The sequence below is a fragment of the Streptomyces cyaneofuscatus genome (genome assembly GCF_042718795.1).
Lineage (GTDB): Bacteria > Actinomycetota > Actinomycetes > Streptomycetales > Streptomycetaceae > Streptomyces > Streptomyces cyaneofuscatus_A.
On the sequence record NZ_JBHXOX010000031.1, the window covers coordinates 60,828 to 77,623 of the forward strand.

Genomic DNA, 16,796 nt, shown 5'->3' on the forward strand with positions numbered 1-16,796 from the left:
TCACCTACCGGCGACCGCCTTCGCCAGGATCGGCGTCAGGTTCTCCACCACCCACGGGGCGCTCAGCGCGTCCGGATAGGCGATGGCGGAGGCCAGGGTGTTCTCCGAGGGGACCACGGCGAAGTGCTTGCCCTTCACCACGTCCAGGGACCGGAAGAGCTTGTTGGTCTCCAACTCCGAGGCGGAGAGCAGCCCTTCGTCACCGAACGGGTAGGTCATCAGCAGGACGTCGGACTCCAGCTCGTCCAGGTTCTCCAGGCTGACGCCGTTCTTGTTCGCGGAGTAGTCCTTCGACCGGGGATGCTTGACCAGCCCCAACTGCTCGAAGACGCCCGGGTCCTGGTCGGCGTAGGACATGTAGGTGATCTGCTCGGGGTGGACGACGGAGTAGGTGTACGTCTTCCCCTCGAACTCCGGGTGCGCCGCCGCCGCGTCCTTGAGGGTCTTCTCGTTGGCCGCGATCACCGCGTCCGCCTTCTCCGTCAGCCCGAGCGCCTTGGCCGCGGTCCTGAGCCGCTCCTGCCAGGTCAGCGTGTCGGACTGCTTCTTGTCGGCGAAGGTGACGACCGGTGCGATCGGGCTGAGCTTGGCGTAGTCGGTGTCCATGTCCCAGGTGTTCACCCCGAGGATCACGTCCGGCTCCTCGGCGGCGATCGCCTCGTAGTCCGTGCCGTCCGTGTCGTCGTAGGTCCTGAGCCTCTTCTCGCCCAGCTTCGTGATCGCCCGCTGCTTGTACTCGGCGACCAGGTCGCCGTCCTCCACGTCCGGGGTGATCACCGGGACCAGACCGAGCGCCAGGGCTATGGCGGTGTCGCCGTCGGAGACGGTGGCCACTCTGACCGGCTTCTCCTTCACCTCCGTACGGCCCCAGGCGTTGGTCAGGGCGACGGGGAAGGAGCCGCCACCGGCGGAGGCCTGGGAGCCGGACGAGCCGGAGGAACCGGTGCCGGTGTCGGCGGAGCCCCCGCAGGCGGTGAGCAGGCCGAGGCAGGTGGTGGAGGCGAGCAGGGCGGCGGCGAGAGGCCGGCGGCGTACGGAAGGGGACATCGGGTTCAGTTCTCCAGCGTGAGGGTGCGGCGGCCCAGGGGGAAGATCTGGGGCTTCGCTGTACGGGGGTGGGGGACGACGACGCAGTTCAGACCGAACACGTCGGCGACGGTTTCCTCGGTGAGCACATGCTCGGGCGGTCCCTGGTGCACGATCCGGCCGGCGCGCATGGCGACGATGGTCGAGGCGTAGAGGGCGGCCTGGTTGAGGTCGTGGGAGACCAGCACGATGGTCTTGCCGGTCTTCTCGTTGAGATCGCCCAGCAGGTCCATGACCTCGAACTGGTGGGCGATGTCCAGGTAGGTGGTGGGCTCGTCCAGCAGGAGCGCCGGGGTGTCCTGGGCGAGCGCGAGGGCGATCCAGACGCGCTGGCGCTGCCCGCCGGAGAGCTCGTCCACCGGCCGGTCGATCAGCTCGGCGGTTCCGGTGGCCAGCAGCGCGTCGGTGATCAGCTCGTCGTCGGCCGCCGTGCGCCGCTGGCCGAACCTGCGGTGCGGATGGCGGCCGCGCCAGACCAGGTCGCCGACCGTGATGGACTCCGGGGCGATCGGCGACTGCGGCAGGATGCCCAGCTTCCGGGCCACCTCGCGGGTCGGCATCGCGTGGATGTCGGAGCCCTCCAGGAGCACCGAACCCGCGGCGATCGGCAGCAGCCGGGTGATGGACTTCAGCAGGGTGGACTTGCCGCAGGCGTTCGGGCCGACCAGCGCCGTGATCTCCCCGGCCGGGACGGCGACCGAGAGGCCGTCGATGACCGGCGCCTTGCCGTATCCGGCGGTGATGGAGCGGGCTTCGATGTGGTGGGTCACGACGTGGCTCCGGGTCTGCGCCGAAGGATCAGCCAGACGAAGTAGGGCGCGCCGAGCAGCGCGGTGAGGACCCCGGTCGGGACCGGGCTGATCAGAGGGGCGTTCTGCGCGAGGACGTCCGCGCCGAGCACCAGGGCCGCGCCGACGAAGGGGGCAAGGCCGAAGGCCCGGTCCGCGCCGACCAGCCGGGCCGCGATCGGCCCGCTGATCAGCGAGACGAACCCGATCGGCCCGACGACGCTCGTCGCGAGCGCCGCAGCCCCCGCGCCGAGCGCGAGCACGGCGACCCGGGCGGTGGTCACCGACGTGCCGAGACCGGTGGCCAGTTCGTCGCCGAGCGACATCGCGCCCAGCGGGCGGCCGAGCCGCGCGGCGCACAGGACGCAGACGGCGAGTCCGACGGCGAGCGTGGTCACCCCGGTCCAGTCGACGCCGTTGACGCTCCCGATCAGCCAGCGCATCGCGACGGCGATGCTGTGCTGGTCGGCCACGCTGAACAGGTAGTTGGTGTACGCGGTGCAGACACCGCTGAGCCCGATCCCCACCAGCACCAGCCGGTAGGTGTTGAGCCCGCCGCGCAGACTCAGCGCGTACACCGCGCCCAGCAGCACGAGCGACCCGGTGACGGCGGCGAGCGGTGCGCCGAGGGGGAGGGCAGGGGCGAACAGCAGCACGGTGGTGGCACCGGCGCCCGCCCCCGCCGAGATCCCGACGATGTCCGGCGTGGCCAGCGGGTTACGGATCAGCCGCTGGTACAGCGCCCCGGCCAGGCCGAACAACGCACCCGACAGCAGGGCCGCCAGGGCGCGGGGCACCCGGATGCGGAAGATCATGTAGTCGGCGAGTCCGGTACGCAGCCCGAACGCGGCGGGCAGCACATCGGCCGGGTCCACCCGCCCCACCCCGCCGAGCAGCACCGACGCGACGAGCAGCCCGATCAGCACCACGGTGAGGACGGTGACGGCGAGGACCGTACGGCGCGTGCGGGCCCGCCGGTCCGCCAGCAGCCGCGCCAAGGTCTCCGTACGCAACGCTGAAGCGGGCGCGGGGAGACGTGTCAGCAGCTTCATCACACACGCACCAGATTCCGGCGGCGGGCCAGCCAGACGAAGAACGGGGTGCCGACGACCGCCGTCATCACGCCCACCTGGATCTCTCCGTGGTCCAGCACCAGCCGGCCCGCGATGTCCGCGCCGATCAGCAGGATCGCCCCGCACGCCATCGACAGCGGCAGCGACCAGCGGTGGTCGGCCCCCGCCAGCATCCGGGCGCAGTGCGCCGCCACCAGGCCGACGAACGCCACCGGGCCCACGGCGGCGGTCGCGGCCGCGCAGAGCAGCACCGCGACCGCCGCGCCCAGCAGTTGCGCGCGCTCGACCCGGACGCCCAGCCCGCGTGCGGCGTCCTCGCCCATGCTGAGCACGTTGAGCGTGCGCCCGAACGGCAGCGCCAGCAGCAGGCCGGCGACCGCGAACGGCAGGATCTCGTCGAGGACCTTGGCCCGGCCGGTGAGCTGCCCCATCGACCAGAAGCGCAGGTGCGCGTAGACCGCCTCGTCCCGGACGACCAGCAGGGTGATCAGCGACGACATCACGGCGGCGAGTGCCACCCCGGCCAGCACCAGCCCGAGGGTGGAACTGCCCGCGTTGGTCCGGGTCCCGATCAGATAGACGAGCGCCGAGGTGAACGCGGCCCCCGCCAGCGCCAGCCAGAAGTAGCCGGTCGCCCCGGTGATGTCCAGGAACAGGATGCCGAGGACGACGAACATCGCGGCCCCCTGCTCGATGCCCAGGATGCCCGGATCGGCCAGCGGGTTCATCGTGAGTGCCTGCATCATCAGCCCCGAGGCGCCCAGCGCGGCACCCACGGTCAGCCCGAGCAGGGTGCGCGGGATGCGTTCGGTCCACAGGACGTGGCTGTCGTAGCCGGTGCCGTCGGGGTGCAGCAGAATGCGTACGACCTCGGGCGGGGAGATGTCGCGGGCGCCGAGCGCGATGCTCGCGACGACCGCGACGGCGAGGACGGCGCAGGCGGCCAGCGTCAGCGCCGCACCGCGCGAGGATGAGGTCCTCGCCGGTCGCGGTGACGGTGGCGGTGCTGGTGTCACCGGCGGGGACGTGGCGTACATGGGGATTCCTGGGCTCCTCACCTGGGCAAGCGGCAGGTTAGGTTACCCTTATCCAGCTTTGGGGCGGTCCAATGCCGGAGCCGTTCCACTCACAATCAGGGGTCAACAACATCGGCCCCGCGCTGCTTGGAGGACGGTGTGGCGGAAGCTGCCCTGCGGACCGTGGCCCCCACCGGACACGAGCCCGAGTCCGAGGCCCTGTTCGACGACGAGTTCATCGCGGCCGGGGGACACCCGACGCATGTGCACGCCTTCCACCAGTTCCTCTACGTACCGCTGGGCCGGATCGTGGTCACCGCGCTGGGCCGCGACCACGAGCTCTCCCCGTCGGTGGCGCTCTGGATCCCCGCCGGCATCCCGCACAGCGCCCGCTTCGACCCCGACTCCCTGGTCGTCCCCGAGACCTTCGAGCCGGAGCTGCACCACCTGCCCTACTCCGAGGTGACCAGCGTCAACGTCTCCGACGCCCAGCGGCAGCTCCTGCTCAGCCGGATGCGCGCCTCGGAGGTGAGCGAGGAGGACCCGGCCGTCTTCGCCGCCCTGTGCGCCGGACACCGCGACGTCCTGCCGCTGCCCCAGCCCACCGGGCGGTCCGCCGCGACCGTGGCCGGTGAGCTGATGCGCAACCCGGGGGACCCGCGTACGGCCTCCGAGTGGGCCGAGAGCCTCTACACCAGCTCCACCAGCCTGCGCCGGGCGTTCCGCGCCGAGACGGGGCTGGCCTTCTCCGAGTGGCGGACCCGGCTGCGCCTGAACCACTCGCTGCAACTGCTCGCCGCCGGGCACATGGTGAGCACGGTCGCCACCCGGGTCGGCTTCGTCTCCACCAACGGCTACATCCTCGCCTTCCGCCGCTACTTCGGTGAGACGCCGGGCGCCTACGTGAAGCGCTCGGCGACTCGTACAGCCGCTTGATCCGCCGTCCTACCGGCGGATCGTCACCGGATCGGTCTCCGCGTCGTTGTGCCGGCGCGCCCAGTTCTCCAGCGCCACCCGGCAGGCGTGGTCGAGGTGGCGCAGGCCGCTGAGGTCCAGCTCCAGGGGCTGGTCCTGCGGCAGCTTCTCCAACTGCTCCAGGATGCGCGGCAGTCGGAGGAAGGTCGCGTTGCCGGTGAGGGTCACCACGACCCGGCCGCCGGTGAGTTCGCGGGTGGAGAGTTGTACGTGCGAGGTCTCCCAGGCCGACTTGACCACGGCCAGCAGCAGACCCAGCACCACGCCCTCGAACAGGTTGGTCACCACGATGGCCAGTGCGGTGACCGCCAACAGCACGGCCTCACCGCGGTGTTCGCGCCAGAGCGGGCCGAACTCCTTCCAGGGCACCAGCTTGCACCCGGCGTGCACCAGGATCCCGGCGAGCGAGGCGAGCGGGATGATGCCGATGGCGGCGGGCAGCAGCGCCGCGAAGAGCAGCAGCCACAGCCCGTGCGCGACCCGGGAGAGCGCGGTCGTGGCGCCGGCCTGGACGTTGGCCGCGCTGCGGACGATGACGGCGGTCATGGGCAGTGCGCCGAGCGCACCGCAGATGGTGTTGCCGACGCCCTGCGCGACCAGCTCCTTGTCGTAGTTCGTACGGGGTCCGTCGTGCATCCGGTCGATGGCCGCCGCGCTGAACAGGCTCTCGGCCGAGGCGATGAGGGCGAAGGCGAGGACGGTACCGATGACGGCCACGTTCGCCAGGTTGCCGAACTCCGCCGCACCGGGCAGCTCGATGGCGTGCAGCAGCCCGTTCACATCGGCCACCAGCGGCCGCAGCCCGGCCAGGGCGGCGACGGCGGTGGCCAGGCCGACCGCGGCGAGCGGCGCGGGCACGAGCCGTACGCGCGCCGGGAGCTTCGGCCAGAGCAGCAGGACGGCGACGGTCCCGGCGCCGAGGCCGAAGGCGGTCATGGCTTCGTTGTCCGTGACGATCTCGGCGGCGAGGCCGGGAAGCCCGGCCAGTTTGGCGAGGGCGGTGCCCGGCTGTTCGGTGTCGGCCATGGCGTACAGCTGGCCCAGCACGATGACCAGGCCGATGCCCGCGAGCATGCCCTGCACCACGGAGACGGAGATGGCGCGGAACCAGCGGCCGAAGCGCGCGAAGCCCATCACCACCTGGAGCAGGCCGGCGGCCAGGACGATCGGTCCGAGCGTGCCGAGGCCGAACTCCGTGACCGCCTCGTAGACGAGGACGGTGAGGCCGGCGGCGGGTCCGCTGACCTGGAGCTTGCTGCCCGGCAGCATGCCGACGACGAGGCCGCCGACGATGCCGGTGACCAGGCCGAGTTCGGCCGGTACGCCGGAGGCGACGGCGACGCCGAGGCAGAGGGGGAGGGCGACGAGGAAGACGACGAGTGACGCCAGCAGGTCGCGGCGTACGACGTGGGGGTTCTTGAGTTCCTTCACGGAGATCACGGGTGACGATTCCCTTGAGGGTGAGGTCCGCGCCCCGGCAGGGCCGGGGCGCGGACGAGTGGGGGGCGGGAAGCCGTCAGAGGCGGCCGCACGACGGGCCGCTCTCCGGCCGGTGAACGCTGATCGAGCCGGGGTGCGCTACGCCGCGGCTCGCACGGAAAGGTCTCGGGGGCCGGGCGTAGGTGGGGAGCCCGGCCTCCTTTGCGTTCGCGGTGTCGTGCTCGGTGAAAGTCCGAGCGGGTGCGGCAAGGGACTTCATGGGTGGCCTGCCTCCTGCATCCGGCGGGGGCCGGGGAGCGGTGTGGTCGGGTCATATTGACGAATGCGTGGATGGAATCCGTATGAATGTTCGGAGAAGAGGGTGTGTTCCACCTCGCGTTCTTCCGAACATTCGGCCCGCCCGGATGCGCGATCGGCGTCCGGACGGATACGACTACAGCTCAGCATATAGACCAGAACTTTGCTATCGCATTACCTTCTTGTGAAGGGACGCGAATGCGCCATTCTTGTCATTCATTCGGCTTGTTCTTTGTGATTGCGAAAGGCTTTGGGGCAGGCGCGTCAGATGCGGCGGCCGTGCAGGAAGAGGTGCGGCTCGGGTGCGCCCGCCGGGTGGTCCGGGGTGAACAGCACGCTGTGCCGCTCCTCCACCGCGAACCCCGCCGCGGCCACCACGGAGGCGAACTCCTCCTCGCCGAAGCTCGACACCACCACCGGCTGCCCCATGAAGACGGCGCTCACCTCCGCCGCGTCCACCGGCACGGTGGCCACCGCCAGCCGGCCCCCCGGTCTCACCGCCCGGGCCAGCCGGCCCAGCAGCCCGCTCTGCTCACCGCGTGACATCTGGAGCAGCGAGAAGTAGACGCAGACGGCGTCGAACTCCCCGTCCGCCCACACCAGCTCCCGGATGTCGCCGCACCGGAACTCGGCGTCCGGCACCTGCCGCGCCGCCAGGGCGGTCATCACCGGGGAGACGTCGACGCCCACCACCCGGTGTCCGGCTGCCGCCAGCCGCCGCGCGGTAGGGACGCCCGTACCGCTGCCCACGTCCAGCAACCGGCTGCCCGGCGCGAGGTGCTCCAGCAGCCGGTCCAGCGAGGCGTGGTGGGCGGCCGAACCGGCGAACGCCCGCTCGTACTCGGCGCCCAGCGCGTCGAACACCGTCGCGGCGGGGAGCCCCCGGGCCTCATGCGCGGCCGGGTCCCCGTCCGGGCGCTCCGCCGGCTGTCCCTGGTGCTCGCTCATCGGCGTGGTCCTTCCGGTGGTCCGGCGGCCGCCGGGCGGCCGTGGCCCCGCGGTCCGGGGCCGCGTCCCCAGCGTCCCCGTACGCGCGCCTGAGTATGCGCGGCCGTCACCGCTGAGTACCTGCCCCGATGTTCCGCCGCCCGCCCGCTGTTCGAATGAGGCCATGGACTCCGCAGCGCAGCACCGCCCCCGCATCCAGCACGTCACCACCGCAGGCACCGCCCTCGCGGTCACGCTGCTGCCGCTGGTGGTCGGTGCGCTGCTCGCCAAGTCCATGGCGGCCGACCCGATGACCTCGGTGAACGCGCTCGTCACCAACGGCGCCCACCGTCCCCGGGTCTCGCCGAAGCAGTGGCGTAGCTGCGGCGGAGACGCCCTGCGGCGCCTGCGCACCACGGAACGCCTCCGCCTCGTCCGCCGTTGACGCTCGGCGGGCCGGCCCCGCTCAGCCCACCGGCTGCGCCTCGTCCGCCGAAGGCCGGTCGAACTGGGTGCGGTACAGCTCCTCGTAACGCCCGCCGGCCGCGAGCAGTTCGCCGTGCGTGCCGCGCTCCACGATCCGGCCCGCCTCGACGACCAGGATCTGATCGGCGGCCCGTACGGTGGAGAGCCGGTGGGCGATCACCACGGCGGTCCGCCCCTCCAGCGCCTCGGCCAGGGCCTCCTGGACGGCGGCCTCGGAGGTGGAGTCCAGGTGCGCGGTCGCCTCGTCCAGGATGACGACCCGCTGACGGGCCAGCAGCAGCCGGGCGATGGTGAGCCGCTGACGCTCACCCCCGGAGAGCCGGTACCCGCGCTCGCCGACCACCGTGTCCAGCCCTTCCGGCAGCGAGGCGATCAGCCCCTCCAGCCGGGAGCGGCGCAGGGCGTCCCAGATGTCCTCCTCGGAGGCGTCGGGCCGGGCGAGCAGCAGATTGGCGCGTACGGACTCGTGGAAGAGGTGCCCGTCCTGGGTGACCATCCCCAGGGTGTCGCGGATGGAGTCGGCGCTCAGATCGCGTACGTCGATCCCGTTCAGCCGTACGGCACCGGCATCCGCGTCGTACAGCCGGGGCAGCAACTGGGCGATCGTCGACTTGCCCGCGCCCGACGAGCCCACCAGGGCGATCATCTGGCCGGGTTCGGCGCGGAAGGACACCTCGTGCAGGACGGGGGTGCCGCCCCGGTTGTCGAGCGTCGCGACCTCCTCCAGCGAGGCGAGGGAGACCTTGTCCGCGGACGGGTAGCCGAAGGACACCTTCTCGAACTCGACCGAGACCTGACCCTCCGGCACCTGACGGGCGTCCGGCTTCTGTTCGATCAGCGGCTTCAGGTCCAGCACCTCGAAGACCCGCTCGAAGCTGACGAGCGCGCTCATCACCTCGACCCGGGCCCCTGCCAGGGCGGTGAGCGGGGCGTACAGCCGGGTCAGCAGCAGGGCCAGCGCCACCACGGCCCCCGGCTCCAGGGTGCCGCGCAGCGCGTAGTAGCCGCCGAGGCCGTAGACGAGGGCGAGCGCCAGGGCGGAGACCAGGGTGAGGGCGGTGATGAACGCGGACTGGGCCATGGCGGAGCGGACCCCGATGTCCCGCACCCGGCGGGCCCGGTCGGCGAACTCGGCGGACTCCAGCGACGGGCGGCCGAAGAGCTTGACGAGGGTGGCGCCGGGCGCGGAGAACCGCTCGGTCATCTGGGTGCCCATCGAGGCGTTGTGGTTGGCCGCCTCCCGCTGGAGTCCGGCCATCCGGGCCCCCATCCGGCGGGCGGGCACGACGAACACCGGGAGCAGGACCAGCGAGAGCAGCGTGATCTGCCAGGAGATCGTGAGCATCACGGCGAGCGTCAGCAGCAGGGTGACGACGTTGGAGACGACCCCGGAGAGCGTGTTGCTGAACGCGCGCTGGGCACCGATCACGTCGTTGTTGAGCCGGCTGACCAGGGCGCCGGTCCGGGTGCGGGTGAAGAAGGCGACCGGCATCCGCTGCACATGGTCGAAGACCGCGGTCCGCAGATCGAGGATCAGCCCCTCACCGAGGTTGGCCGACAGCCAGCGGGTGACCAGCCCCAGCCCGGCCTCGGCGACCGCGATCAGGGCGATCAGCAGGGCGAGCCGGGTGACCGTTCCGGAGTCCGCGCCCCGCACGATGGCGTCGACGACGCGCCCGGCGAGGAGGGGGGTGGCCACCGCGAGCAGCGCGGTGACGACGCTGAGCAGGAGGAACCGGTTGATACGGCTTTTGTGGGGCCGGGCGAAGAGCAGGATGCGCCGTAGCGTCGCCTTGGAGAAGGGCCGCCGGTCCTGCTCGGCGTTCATCGCGCTGTGCAGCGACGTCCATGCGGTGACTTCCATGTCCATGGGGCACTCCGAACTCTGCTGGCCTGGGTGGGCGGACTCCTGTGAACGGTAGAACCTCAAGCATGATTGAGGTCAACACGGCGCGCCGCACTCCGCCGGGCGCCGGTCGTCGGCCGGTGCCAGCCTGGGGGTGGAGGGGGTGCACCGGGTGCGCGGGGTGCACCGGGTGCACGGGGTGCGCGGGGTGCATACGGCGCCCTGCGGGGCAACCGGTCGGCACAACGAAGAGTCAGACACGGAGAGAACGAGCAAGGGGAGAAGCGGCGTGCGCATCGATCTGACGGGCAAGAACGCGGTGGTGACCGGCTCCTCGCAGGGCATCGGCCTGGCCATCGCCACCGGGCTGGCCGCAGCCGGCGCCGAGGTCGTCCTGACCGGGCGCGGCCAGGACCGGCTGGACGCGGCGGCGCGGTCGCTGCGCGCCGAGGTGGCGGAGGCGGCCGTCACGACGGTGGCCTGCGACCTGGCCACGGAGGAGGGCGCCGCCGAGCTGTACGCGGCCGTTCCGGAGACCGACGTCCTCGTCAACAACCTCGGTATCTTCGGCTCCCGCCCGCCCCTGGAGATCACCGACGAGGAGTGGCGTACGTACTTCGACACCAACGTGCTCAGCGCGGTGCGGCTCATCCGCCACTACCTGCCGTCGATGACCGGCCAGGGCTGGGGCCGGGTGCTGAACATCGCCAGCGACTCCGCGATCGTCATCCCCGCCGAGATGATCCACTACGGCATGTCCAAGACCGCGCTCCTCGCCGTCTCCCGCGGTTTCGCCAAGGAGGCGGCCGGTACGGGCGTGACCGTGAACTCCGTGATCGCGGGCCCGACCCACACCGGCGGCGTCGAGGACTTCGTCTACGAGCTGGTCGACAAGGCGCTCCCCTGGGAGGAGGCGCAGCGGGAGTTCATGCGGCTGCACCGCCCGCAGTCCCTGCTCCAGCGGCTCATCGAGCCCGAGGAGATCGCCGACCTGGTGGTCTACCTCAGCTCCGCGCAGGCGTCGGCGACGACCGGGGCGGCGGTACGGGTCGACGGCGGGTATATCGACTCGATCGTGCCCTGAGACCGATTCGGTCGTGCCTTGAGACCGGCTCGATCGTGCCCCGAGTCCGGCTCGACCGTGCCTTGAGACCGGCTCGATCGTGGGATGAGGGTCTCTCGGTCGCCGGTCCGGGCGGTCATGCCGGGCTGGCATGATCGGGGGATGAACGAGAGCATCATCGCCGCGTGTGACGGGGCGTCCAAGGGAAATCCGGGGCCGGCCGCCTGGGCCTGGGTCGTCGCCGACGCGCAGGGCACGCCGCAGCGCTGGGAGGCGGGCCCGCTGGGCACCGCGACGAACAACGTCGCCGAGCTCACCGCCCTGGCCGAACTGCTGGAGTCCACCGATCCGGCGGTGCGCGTCGAGGTGCGGATGGACTCGCAGTACGCCATGAACGCCGTCACCAAGTGGCTGCCCGGCTGGAAGCGCAACGGCTGGAAGACCTCGTCGGGCAAGCCGGTCGCCAACCGTGAGCTGGTCACCCGCATCGACGCCCTGCTCACCGCCCGTACGGTGACGTTCCGCTATGTGCCCGCCCACCAGGTGGACGGCGACCCGCTCAACGCGCTCGCCGACCAGGCCGCCAGCGAGGCGGCGGTGGCGCAGCGGCCGGCCGGTACGGCGCACGGAGCGACCGCGCTGCCCGTCCCTGCCCAGACCCGCGCCACGAAGGGGCGTACGGAGGCGGGTGGCGGCGCGGGAGAGGCGAAGGGGGCTAAGAGTGCGTCCCGGACCGGGCGGTCCAACGGCACGATCAAGGCGCGGTTCGCAGGGCGGTGTCACTGCGGGAGGACGTACGCGGCGAAGGAGCCGATCGCGAAGAACCCGAACGGCTGGGGTCACCCGGAGTGCCGTACCGCCCCTGCCTGATCACCTGGAGGGATGAGGAGCCTGATCGCCTGGAGGGACGGGGAGCCTGATCGCCTGGAGGGACGGGGAGCCTGGTCGCCTCCAGGGGCGGGGGGAGTCCCGGCCCCCGCTCACGCGGGAGCACACGGGGGGAGCATCAGACGTCGGCCCAGACGAGCCGGCCGGCCAGCGCCGCGCGCGTGCCCCAGCGGGCCGCCAGCGCGTCCACGAGCAGGAGGCCTCTGCCGTCCTCGGCCAGACAGTCGAGTGAATCGTCGCCGTCGGGGCCGTCCGCCGGTGGAGCCGCCTCGACCGGCAGCCCCGTGGAGTCGGCCGGGGACGCCGGTGCCGGGATACGGGCCCGGCCGCGGTTCCACACGCAGATCCGGACCCCCTCGGCCGAGCGGAGAAGCCGACAGCGGATCCGGCGGGTGCTGGTGTGCTGGACGGCGTTGGTGACCAGTTCGGTCACTATCAGCGCCGCCGCCTCGATGCGTTCCGCGGGTTCTCCCCACGCGTGCATCGCCTCCTGCACCCGGTGACGGGCCTCGGGAACGCCCCCGGGCAACCGGGGGACCCACCAGCTGTGTGCACCTCTGACTCCCCCGTTTTCCGGAGCGCGTTGCGCGCGACTGGCTATTTCCGACATGTATGTACTCTCGGCGCAAAGCGCATACTTTGCAAGCGACAGAGTGTCCACGGCTCCGCCCCGGGGCTCGACGAACGAGGTACGAGCATGCGACCCCGCTCCGGCCCCACGGTGCAGCACCGGGTCCTGGCCGCCCGGCTGCGGATCCTGCGGGAACAGGCGGGCGTCTCCCTCCGGGCCGCCGCCGAGGCGCTGGACGCGCACCCCGCGACCGTACGGCGGATCGAGCGGGCCGAGACCGGACTCGACGCCCGGCAGGTCGCCGAGCTGCTGCGCCGCTACGGGGCTCCGCCCGCCGTCGCCGAACCCATCCTGACCGGCCTCGGAGCCGCGAACCTGCCCGGCTGGTGGCACCAGTGGCGGGACGCCATGGAGAGCTGGCAGCAGGACGTCATCGGGGTCGAGTCATCGGCCAGCCTGGTCCGCACCTGGCACCCCGCCCTCGTGCCCGAGCTGCTGCGCACCTCCGCCTACGCCGCCGCGCTGTACCGGATGCGGTACCCCGACGACACCCCCGCCCGCCGGGAGCGCCGCCTGGAGCTGCTGGGGGAGCGCCGGCGCCGGCTGAGCGAGCGCGGTACGGCCCTGTGGGCCCTGCTCCCGGCCGTCGCCCTGCACACCCGGGTGGGCGACGCGGAGACCATGGCCGGGCAGCGCCGGGAGCTGGCCGAGGCGATGGAGCGGCAGCACATCACCGTCCAGGTGGTGCCGCTGGACCACCCGCCGCACCCCATGACCGCCATGCCGCCCCTGCACCTGCTCCGGGTGCCCGCCCCGGAGATCGGCGACCAGGCGGTCCTGGAGATGCCCGGCGTCCGCGTCGACCTCATCGACGACCCGGACGCCGTGATGGCCCACCGCATCCGGCTCGACGCCGCGTGCGCCGCCGCCCCGCCGCCGGGGACCCCGCTGCCGCCCTGACCCCCGGCCCGGGGTCCGGACGCGCGGTGCCGGGGTGCGGCGCGTGGCCGGGCCGTACAGCGTGGGGGAGTGGTGCAGCTGCGCAGGGCCCAGTGGATCCCGGTCGGGGTCATCGTGCTGGCCGTCGTCATCGATCTGGCGACCCCGAGGGACGTGACCTCCGCGCCCCTTCTGCTGGCCGCCCCCGTCGCCGCCGCACCCCTGCTTCCGCTGCCCGGCATCATCGCGGTCGGCGCCCTCTCGATGGCTGTCCACGCGGTCCTCGCCTGGATCGACGGCACCTTCGGCTGGCAACAGGGGGTCTCCAACCAGCTCACCCTTCTGGCCGTAACCGTCCTTGCCGTTCTCATCAACCGCACCCTGGAGGGCCAGAGCGCCCGCACCCGGCGCGCCCGCCAGGTCGCCGCCGTGGCCCAGGCCGCCGTCCTGCCCCGGCCCCCGTCCCGGCTGGGTGACCTCCAGATCGCGGCCCGGTACATCCCCGCCGAGGACGAGGCCATGATCGGCGGCGACCTCTACGTCGTGCAGGAGACCCCGCACGGGGTGCGCGTCATGGTCGGGGACGTCCGGGGCAAGGGGCTGGGTGCCGTCAGCGCGGTCTGCGCGGACCTGGGGGCCTTCCGGTTCGCCGCCGACGAGGCGGAGGACCTGCCCCGCCTGGTGGCCGCGCTGGAGGGGGCCCTGCTGCGCGAGGGCGGGCGGCGCGGCGGCCAGGAGCAGGACGAGGGGTTCACCACCGCGCTGATCGTGGAGTTCGCCACCGGACTCGACGCCGTACGCATCGTCAACCGCGGCCATCCGCCCCCGCTGCTGCTGGACGCCCGCGGCACGGCCACCGTCCTCGAACCGTCCCAGGAGGCGCCCCCGCTCGGCATGGCGGCCCTCGGCACGTGGTCGGCGCCGGTCGACACGTTCCCGTTCCCGCCCGGCTCCACGCTCCTGTGCTACACCGACGGCGTCACCGAGGCCCGCGACGAGGCCGGGGTCTTCTACGACGCAGCCGTACGGCTGCCCCGCCTCCTGCGCCATCGCTCACTCGTCGGCGACCCGCCGGCGCCCGCGCAGATCCTCCAGCTACTGATCGAGGACGTCGGACGCCACACCGGCGGCCGCGTCCAGGACGACCAGGCCCTCCTCGCCCTGCACCGCCCCGCCCCCGAAGCCGTCCGGTTTCCCCGGCGGCCACGTGTTTGAGGCGCCGATCATCGGTCATGCGGACGTTACGGCCGTACGGCAGGTGCCTACGGCACGCAACCGACACCGGGAGTGAGCAGCATGGAGAACTGGCGCACGCACGCGGCCTGCCGCGAGGAGGACCCGGACCTGTTCTTCCCCATCGGGACCTCCGGCCCCGCCGTCGTCCAGGCCGCGGAGGCCAAGGCGGTCTGCCGGACCTGCCCGGTCCAGGCCCAGTGCCTGGAATGGGCCCTGGAGAACGGCCAGGACTCCGGCGTCTGGGGAGGTCTCGCCGAGGACGAACGGCGCGCGCTGAAGCGGCGCAGCCGCAGGCGCGCCAAGAACACGGCCGGCTGACTTCGCCGCAATTCCGCCGTCATCCCGTCATCGACGGCCCAGTGGGTAGACGATGAGCCATGGACACCACCGTTTGGCTCGTTGTCGCCGCCGTCGCCGCGCTGACCATGCTGGCCCTGGCCGCCGTACTGCTGGTGCGCGTCTTCAAGGCCAGGAAGCTCCTGGTCGACGCCGGGATCCCGCTGCGCAACAAGGCCCTCGTCTGGGCGGCCGTCGTCTACACCGTCTCCCCGGTCGACCTGCTGCCCGACCCCGTCTACCTCGACGACATCGGATTCCTGCTGCTGGCGTTGCGCTCGCTGCACTCCGCCGCATCGGCGGCCGGCCTGGGACGGGCCAAGGGGGCGGGTGCCCCGGTGGAGATCCCGACGCCGGAGAAGACGGTGAAGCCCCGGCCGGACGCGGTGCGATAGGCGTTCGTGTGCGCTGATCGTCGGCGCGTGCGCCAGTTGTCCGCGCGTGCGCTTGTAGTCCGCGCGTGCGCTAGGAGTTGGGCTGTTGCTCCTGGGGCTGCTCCTGCTCCTGCTCCTGCGGCTGCTGTTCCTGGGGCTGCTCCTCCTGCGGCGCGGGCTCGGTGTCCGGCTCGGGCTGGGGCGGGTCCTCGGGGGGCGGGGGCTGGGTGTCGGCCTCGGGTGCGGGCGTAGTCGTCGTCACCTTGTCGCCGGGGGGAGTAGTGGGGCCGTCGTCGGCAGTTCCAGGGCCACGCTCACCCGCTTGCGCTGGCCGCCGGAGAGACTGTGGATCGGCTGGTTCGCCCGTTGTTCCAGGCCGAGTTCATGGATGACCTCAAGGACGCGGGCCTGCCGCTCCTCCTTCGCCGTGTCCTGCGGGAAGCGGAGCTCGGCGGCGTAACCGAGGGCTTTGCGTACGGTCAGCTGGGGGTGGAGGATGTCGTCCTGCGGGACGAGGCCGATGCGCTGGCGCAGCTCGGCGAAGTCGCGGTAGAGGTCACGGCCGTCGTAGAGGACGGTGCCGGTGTCGGCCGGGCGCAGCCCGGTGAGCGCGTTGAGCAGCGTCGACTTCCCCGCGCCGCTGGGGCCGACGACGCCGAGCAGACACTTCTCGCCGACCCGGAAGGAGACCCCGTCCGGCAGCGTCTTGCCACCCTTGCCCGGCTTGTCGACGGTGACCTCCAGGTCCTGGACGTCCAGCGACACCTCACCGGTGTCCACGAACTCCTGGAGCACATCGTCGACGAGGCTGAACGCGGAGTGGCCGATACCGACGATGTCACCGGCGCCGACGACGGCCCGGTCGACGGGCTGGCCGTTGAGGAACGTGCCGTTGTGGCTGCCGAGGTCGACGATCTCGTGCCGGCCGTCGGGGAGCGCCCGCAGCTCGGCGTGGTGCCGGGAGACCACGAGGTCGTCGATGACGAGGTCGTTGCCGGCGTCGCGGCCGATGCGCACGGTCCTGGCCGGCAGCGGCCGTACGGTGGTCGGCTGCCGGAAGGTGCCGGTGGCGGCGGGCGTCAAGACGGCGGAGGGCCGGTCCGCCGCTGCGGGGCGGGCGGGGAGTTCCCGGCCCTGCGGGATGGCGCGGGGGCCGTCGCTCGGGTTGCCGAAGTGGATGACGCTGCCGGCGCCGACGCCCGACTCGTGGACGCGGTGACCGCCGGTGTACGTGCCGTTGGTGCTGTCCTCGTCCTGGAGCATCCAGTCCGGCCTCGGAGTGGAGGACGGCGTGGTGCCAGGAGACCCGGGCGTCGTCGATGACGATGTCGCTCTCGGGGTCGCGCCCGACACGGTAATCCCGGCTCGGACTCATCACCGTGGAGCCGATATCGGTCTCCAGGACGAACTCGGGCGCCGTCGGCGCTGCGGGCCGCTCTGCTATGTTCGAATTCT

The 16,796-nt window shown here is 72.2% G+C and carries 17 protein-coding genes and 1 pseudogene; 8 read left to right on the forward strand and 10 right to left on the reverse strand.

Annotated features, from left to right (window positions below; genetic code table 11):
* The 4 genes from ACFWRT_RS30480 to ACFWRT_RS30495 are packed head-to-tail and all read right to left on the reverse strand — an operon-like array spanning nt 1 to nt 3,984.
* On the reverse strand, nt 1-1,047 hold the full coding sequence (locus tag ACFWRT_RS30480) for an ABC transporter substrate-binding protein (RefSeq protein WP_380952271.1): 1,047 nt from the start codon (nt 1,045-1,047) through the stop codon (nt 1-3).
* Nucleotides 1,048-1,052: 5 nt separating this feature from the next.
* The gene (locus tag ACFWRT_RS30485) at nt 1,053-1,856 is read right to left on the reverse strand and encodes an ABC transporter ATP-binding protein (RefSeq protein WP_380952272.1); all 804 of its coding nucleotides are present in this window, start codon (nt 1,854-1,856) and stop codon (nt 1,053-1,055) included.
* A complete protein-coding gene (locus tag ACFWRT_RS30490) occupies nt 1,853-2,926 on the reverse strand; it encodes a FecCD family ABC transporter permease (protein WP_380952273.1) in 1,074 nt (357 codons plus the stop codon). The genes ACFWRT_RS30485 and ACFWRT_RS30490 overlap by 4 nt, the downstream gene beginning before the upstream one ends.
* Nucleotides 2,926-3,984 carry a FecCD family ABC transporter permease gene (locus tag ACFWRT_RS30495; protein ID WP_380952274.1) on the reverse strand — a complete coding sequence of 353 codons (1,059 nt, stop codon included), beginning with the start codon at nt 3,982-3,984 and terminating at the stop codon, nt 2,926-2,928. Before ACFWRT_RS30495 ends, ACFWRT_RS30490 begins: the two co-directional genes overlap by 1 nt.
* 138 nt (nt 3,985-4,122) lie before the next feature.
* On the opposite strand from ACFWRT_RS30495, the gene ACFWRT_RS30500 reads away from it, so the two are divergent.
* The gene (locus tag ACFWRT_RS30500; protein ID WP_380952275.1) at nt 4,123-4,899 is read left to right on the forward strand and encodes a helix-turn-helix transcriptional regulator; all 777 of its coding nucleotides are present in this window, start codon (nt 4,123-4,125) and stop codon (nt 4,897-4,899) included.
* Nucleotides 4,900-4,908: 9 nt separating this feature from the next.
* Here ACFWRT_RS30500 and ACFWRT_RS30505 read toward each other — a convergent pair whose 3' ends face one another.
* Together ACFWRT_RS30505 and ACFWRT_RS30510 are read right to left on the reverse strand one after the other, a co-directional pair.
* Nucleotides 4,909-6,378, reverse strand: a complete 1,470-nt coding sequence (locus ACFWRT_RS30505) for a SulP family inorganic anion transporter (RefSeq protein ID WP_380952276.1) — start codon at nt 6,376-6,378, stop codon at nt 4,909-4,911.
* Between the two features lie 561 nt (nt 6,379-6,939).
* A complete protein-coding gene (locus tag ACFWRT_RS30510) occupies nt 6,940-7,623 on the reverse strand; it encodes a class I SAM-dependent methyltransferase (RefSeq protein WP_380952277.1) in 684 nt (227 codons plus the stop codon).
* A 163-nt stretch (nt 7,624-7,786) separates the two neighbouring features.
* Here ACFWRT_RS30510 and ACFWRT_RS30515 point away from each other — a divergent pair, with 163 nt between their 5' ends.
* Nucleotides 7,787-8,047, forward strand: a complete 261-nt coding sequence (locus tag ACFWRT_RS30515; RefSeq protein ID WP_380952278.1) for a hypothetical protein — start codon at nt 7,787-7,789, stop codon at nt 8,045-8,047.
* A gap of 21 nt (nt 8,048-8,068) precedes the next feature.
* Here the strand turns inward: ACFWRT_RS30515 and ACFWRT_RS30520 are convergent, their stop codons facing one another.
* Nucleotides 8,069-9,958: an ABC transporter ATP-binding protein gene (locus ACFWRT_RS30520; RefSeq protein ID WP_380952279.1), complete on the reverse strand. Its 1,890-nt coding sequence runs from the start codon at nt 9,956-9,958 to the stop codon at nt 8,069-8,071.
* A gap of 265 nt (nt 9,959-10,223) precedes the next feature.
* Between ACFWRT_RS30520 and ACFWRT_RS30525 the strand changes: the two genes are divergently transcribed.
* Nucleotides 10,224-11,018, forward strand: a complete 795-nt coding sequence (locus ACFWRT_RS30525; protein ID WP_380952280.1) for an SDR family NAD(P)-dependent oxidoreductase — start codon at nt 10,224-10,226, stop codon at nt 11,016-11,018.
* A 141-nt stretch (nt 11,019-11,159) separates the two neighbouring features.
* Complete coding sequence (locus ACFWRT_RS30530) at nt 11,160-11,867, forward strand: ribonuclease H family protein (protein WP_380952281.1); 708 nt, start codon at nt 11,160-11,162, stop codon at nt 11,865-11,867.
* Nucleotides 11,868-12,003: 136 nt separating this feature from the next.
* Here the strand turns inward: ACFWRT_RS30530 and ACFWRT_RS30535 are convergent, their stop codons facing one another.
* The gene (locus tag ACFWRT_RS30535) at nt 12,004-12,414 is read right to left on the reverse strand and encodes an ATP-binding protein (protein ID WP_380952282.1); all 411 of its coding nucleotides are present in this window, start codon (nt 12,412-12,414) and stop codon (nt 12,004-12,006) included.
* A gap of 168 nt (nt 12,415-12,582) precedes the next feature.
* Here ACFWRT_RS30535 and ACFWRT_RS30540 point away from each other — a divergent pair, with 168 nt between their 5' ends.
* The 4 genes from ACFWRT_RS30540 (at nt 12,583) to ACFWRT_RS30555 (ending at nt 15,362) form a co-directional block, all read left to right on the forward strand.
* On the forward strand, nt 12,583-13,416 hold the full coding sequence (locus tag ACFWRT_RS30540; protein WP_380952283.1) for a helix-turn-helix domain-containing protein: 834 nt from the start codon (nt 12,583-12,585) through the stop codon (nt 13,414-13,416).
* A gap of 69 nt (nt 13,417-13,485) precedes the next feature.
* Nucleotides 13,486-14,610 (forward strand): PP2C family protein-serine/threonine phosphatase, encoded by a 1,125-nt coding sequence (locus ACFWRT_RS30545; protein ID WP_380952284.1) that lies wholly within the window; start codon nt 13,486-13,488, stop codon nt 14,608-14,610.
* Nucleotides 14,611-14,691: 81 nt separating this feature from the next.
* The gene (locus ACFWRT_RS30550) at nt 14,692-14,949 is read left to right on the forward strand and encodes a WhiB family transcriptional regulator (RefSeq protein ID WP_380952285.1); all 258 of its coding nucleotides are present in this window, start codon (nt 14,692-14,694) and stop codon (nt 14,947-14,949) included.
* A gap of 59 nt (nt 14,950-15,008) precedes the next feature.
* On the forward strand, nt 15,009-15,362 hold the full coding sequence (locus tag ACFWRT_RS30555) for a YkvA family protein (RefSeq protein ID WP_380952286.1): 354 nt from the start codon (nt 15,009-15,011) through the stop codon (nt 15,360-15,362).
* Between the two features lie 70 nt (nt 15,363-15,432).
* Here ACFWRT_RS30555 and ACFWRT_RS30560 read toward each other — a convergent pair whose 3' ends face one another.
* The gene (locus ACFWRT_RS30560) at nt 15,433-15,603 is read right to left on the reverse strand and encodes a hypothetical protein (RefSeq protein ID WP_380952287.1); all 171 of its coding nucleotides are present in this window, start codon (nt 15,601-15,603) and stop codon (nt 15,433-15,435) included.
* 14 nt (nt 15,604-15,617) lie between these two features.
* Nucleotides 15,618-16,785 (reverse strand): annotated as a pseudogene (locus ACFWRT_RS30565) (FHA domain-containing protein); the annotation flags it as partial.
* Nucleotides 16,786-16,796 lie beyond the last annotated feature (11 nt).

Coding starts and splice junctions, on each gene's coding strand:
- ACFWRT_RS30515 (WP_380952278.1), top strand. CDS start 7,787: ATGGACTCCGCAGCGCAGCACCGCCCCCGCATCCAGCACGTCACCACC.
- ACFWRT_RS30550 (WP_380952285.1), top strand. CDS start 14,692: ATGGAGAACTGGCGCACGCACGCGGCCTGCCGCGAGGAGGACCCGGAC.
- ACFWRT_RS30540 (WP_380952283.1), top strand. CDS start 12,583: ATGCGACCCCGCTCCGGCCCCACGGTGCAGCACCGGGTCCTGGCCGCC.
- ACFWRT_RS30480 (WP_380952271.1), bottom strand. CDS start 1,047: ATGTCCCCTTCCGTACGCCGCCGGCCTCTCGCCGCCGCCCTGCTCGCC.
- ACFWRT_RS30520 (WP_380952279.1), bottom strand. CDS start 9,958: ATGGACATGGAAGTCACCGCATGGACGTCGCTGCACAGCGCGATGAAC.
- ACFWRT_RS30510 (WP_380952277.1), bottom strand. CDS start 7,623: ATGAGCGAGCACCAGGGACAGCCGGCGGAGCGCCCGGACGGGGACCCG.
- ACFWRT_RS30555 (WP_380952286.1), top strand. CDS start 15,009: ATGGACACCACCGTTTGGCTCGTTGTCGCCGCCGTCGCCGCGCTGACC.
- ACFWRT_RS30495 (WP_380952274.1), bottom strand. CDS start 3,984: ATGTACGCCACGTCCCCGCCGGTGACACCAGCACCGCCACCGTCACCG.
- ACFWRT_RS30490 (WP_380952273.1), bottom strand. CDS start 2,926: ATGAAGCTGCTGACACGTCTCCCCGCGCCCGCTTCAGCGTTGCGTACG.
- ACFWRT_RS30530 (WP_380952281.1), top strand. CDS start 11,160: ATGAACGAGAGCATCATCGCCGCGTGTGACGGGGCGTCCAAGGGAAAT.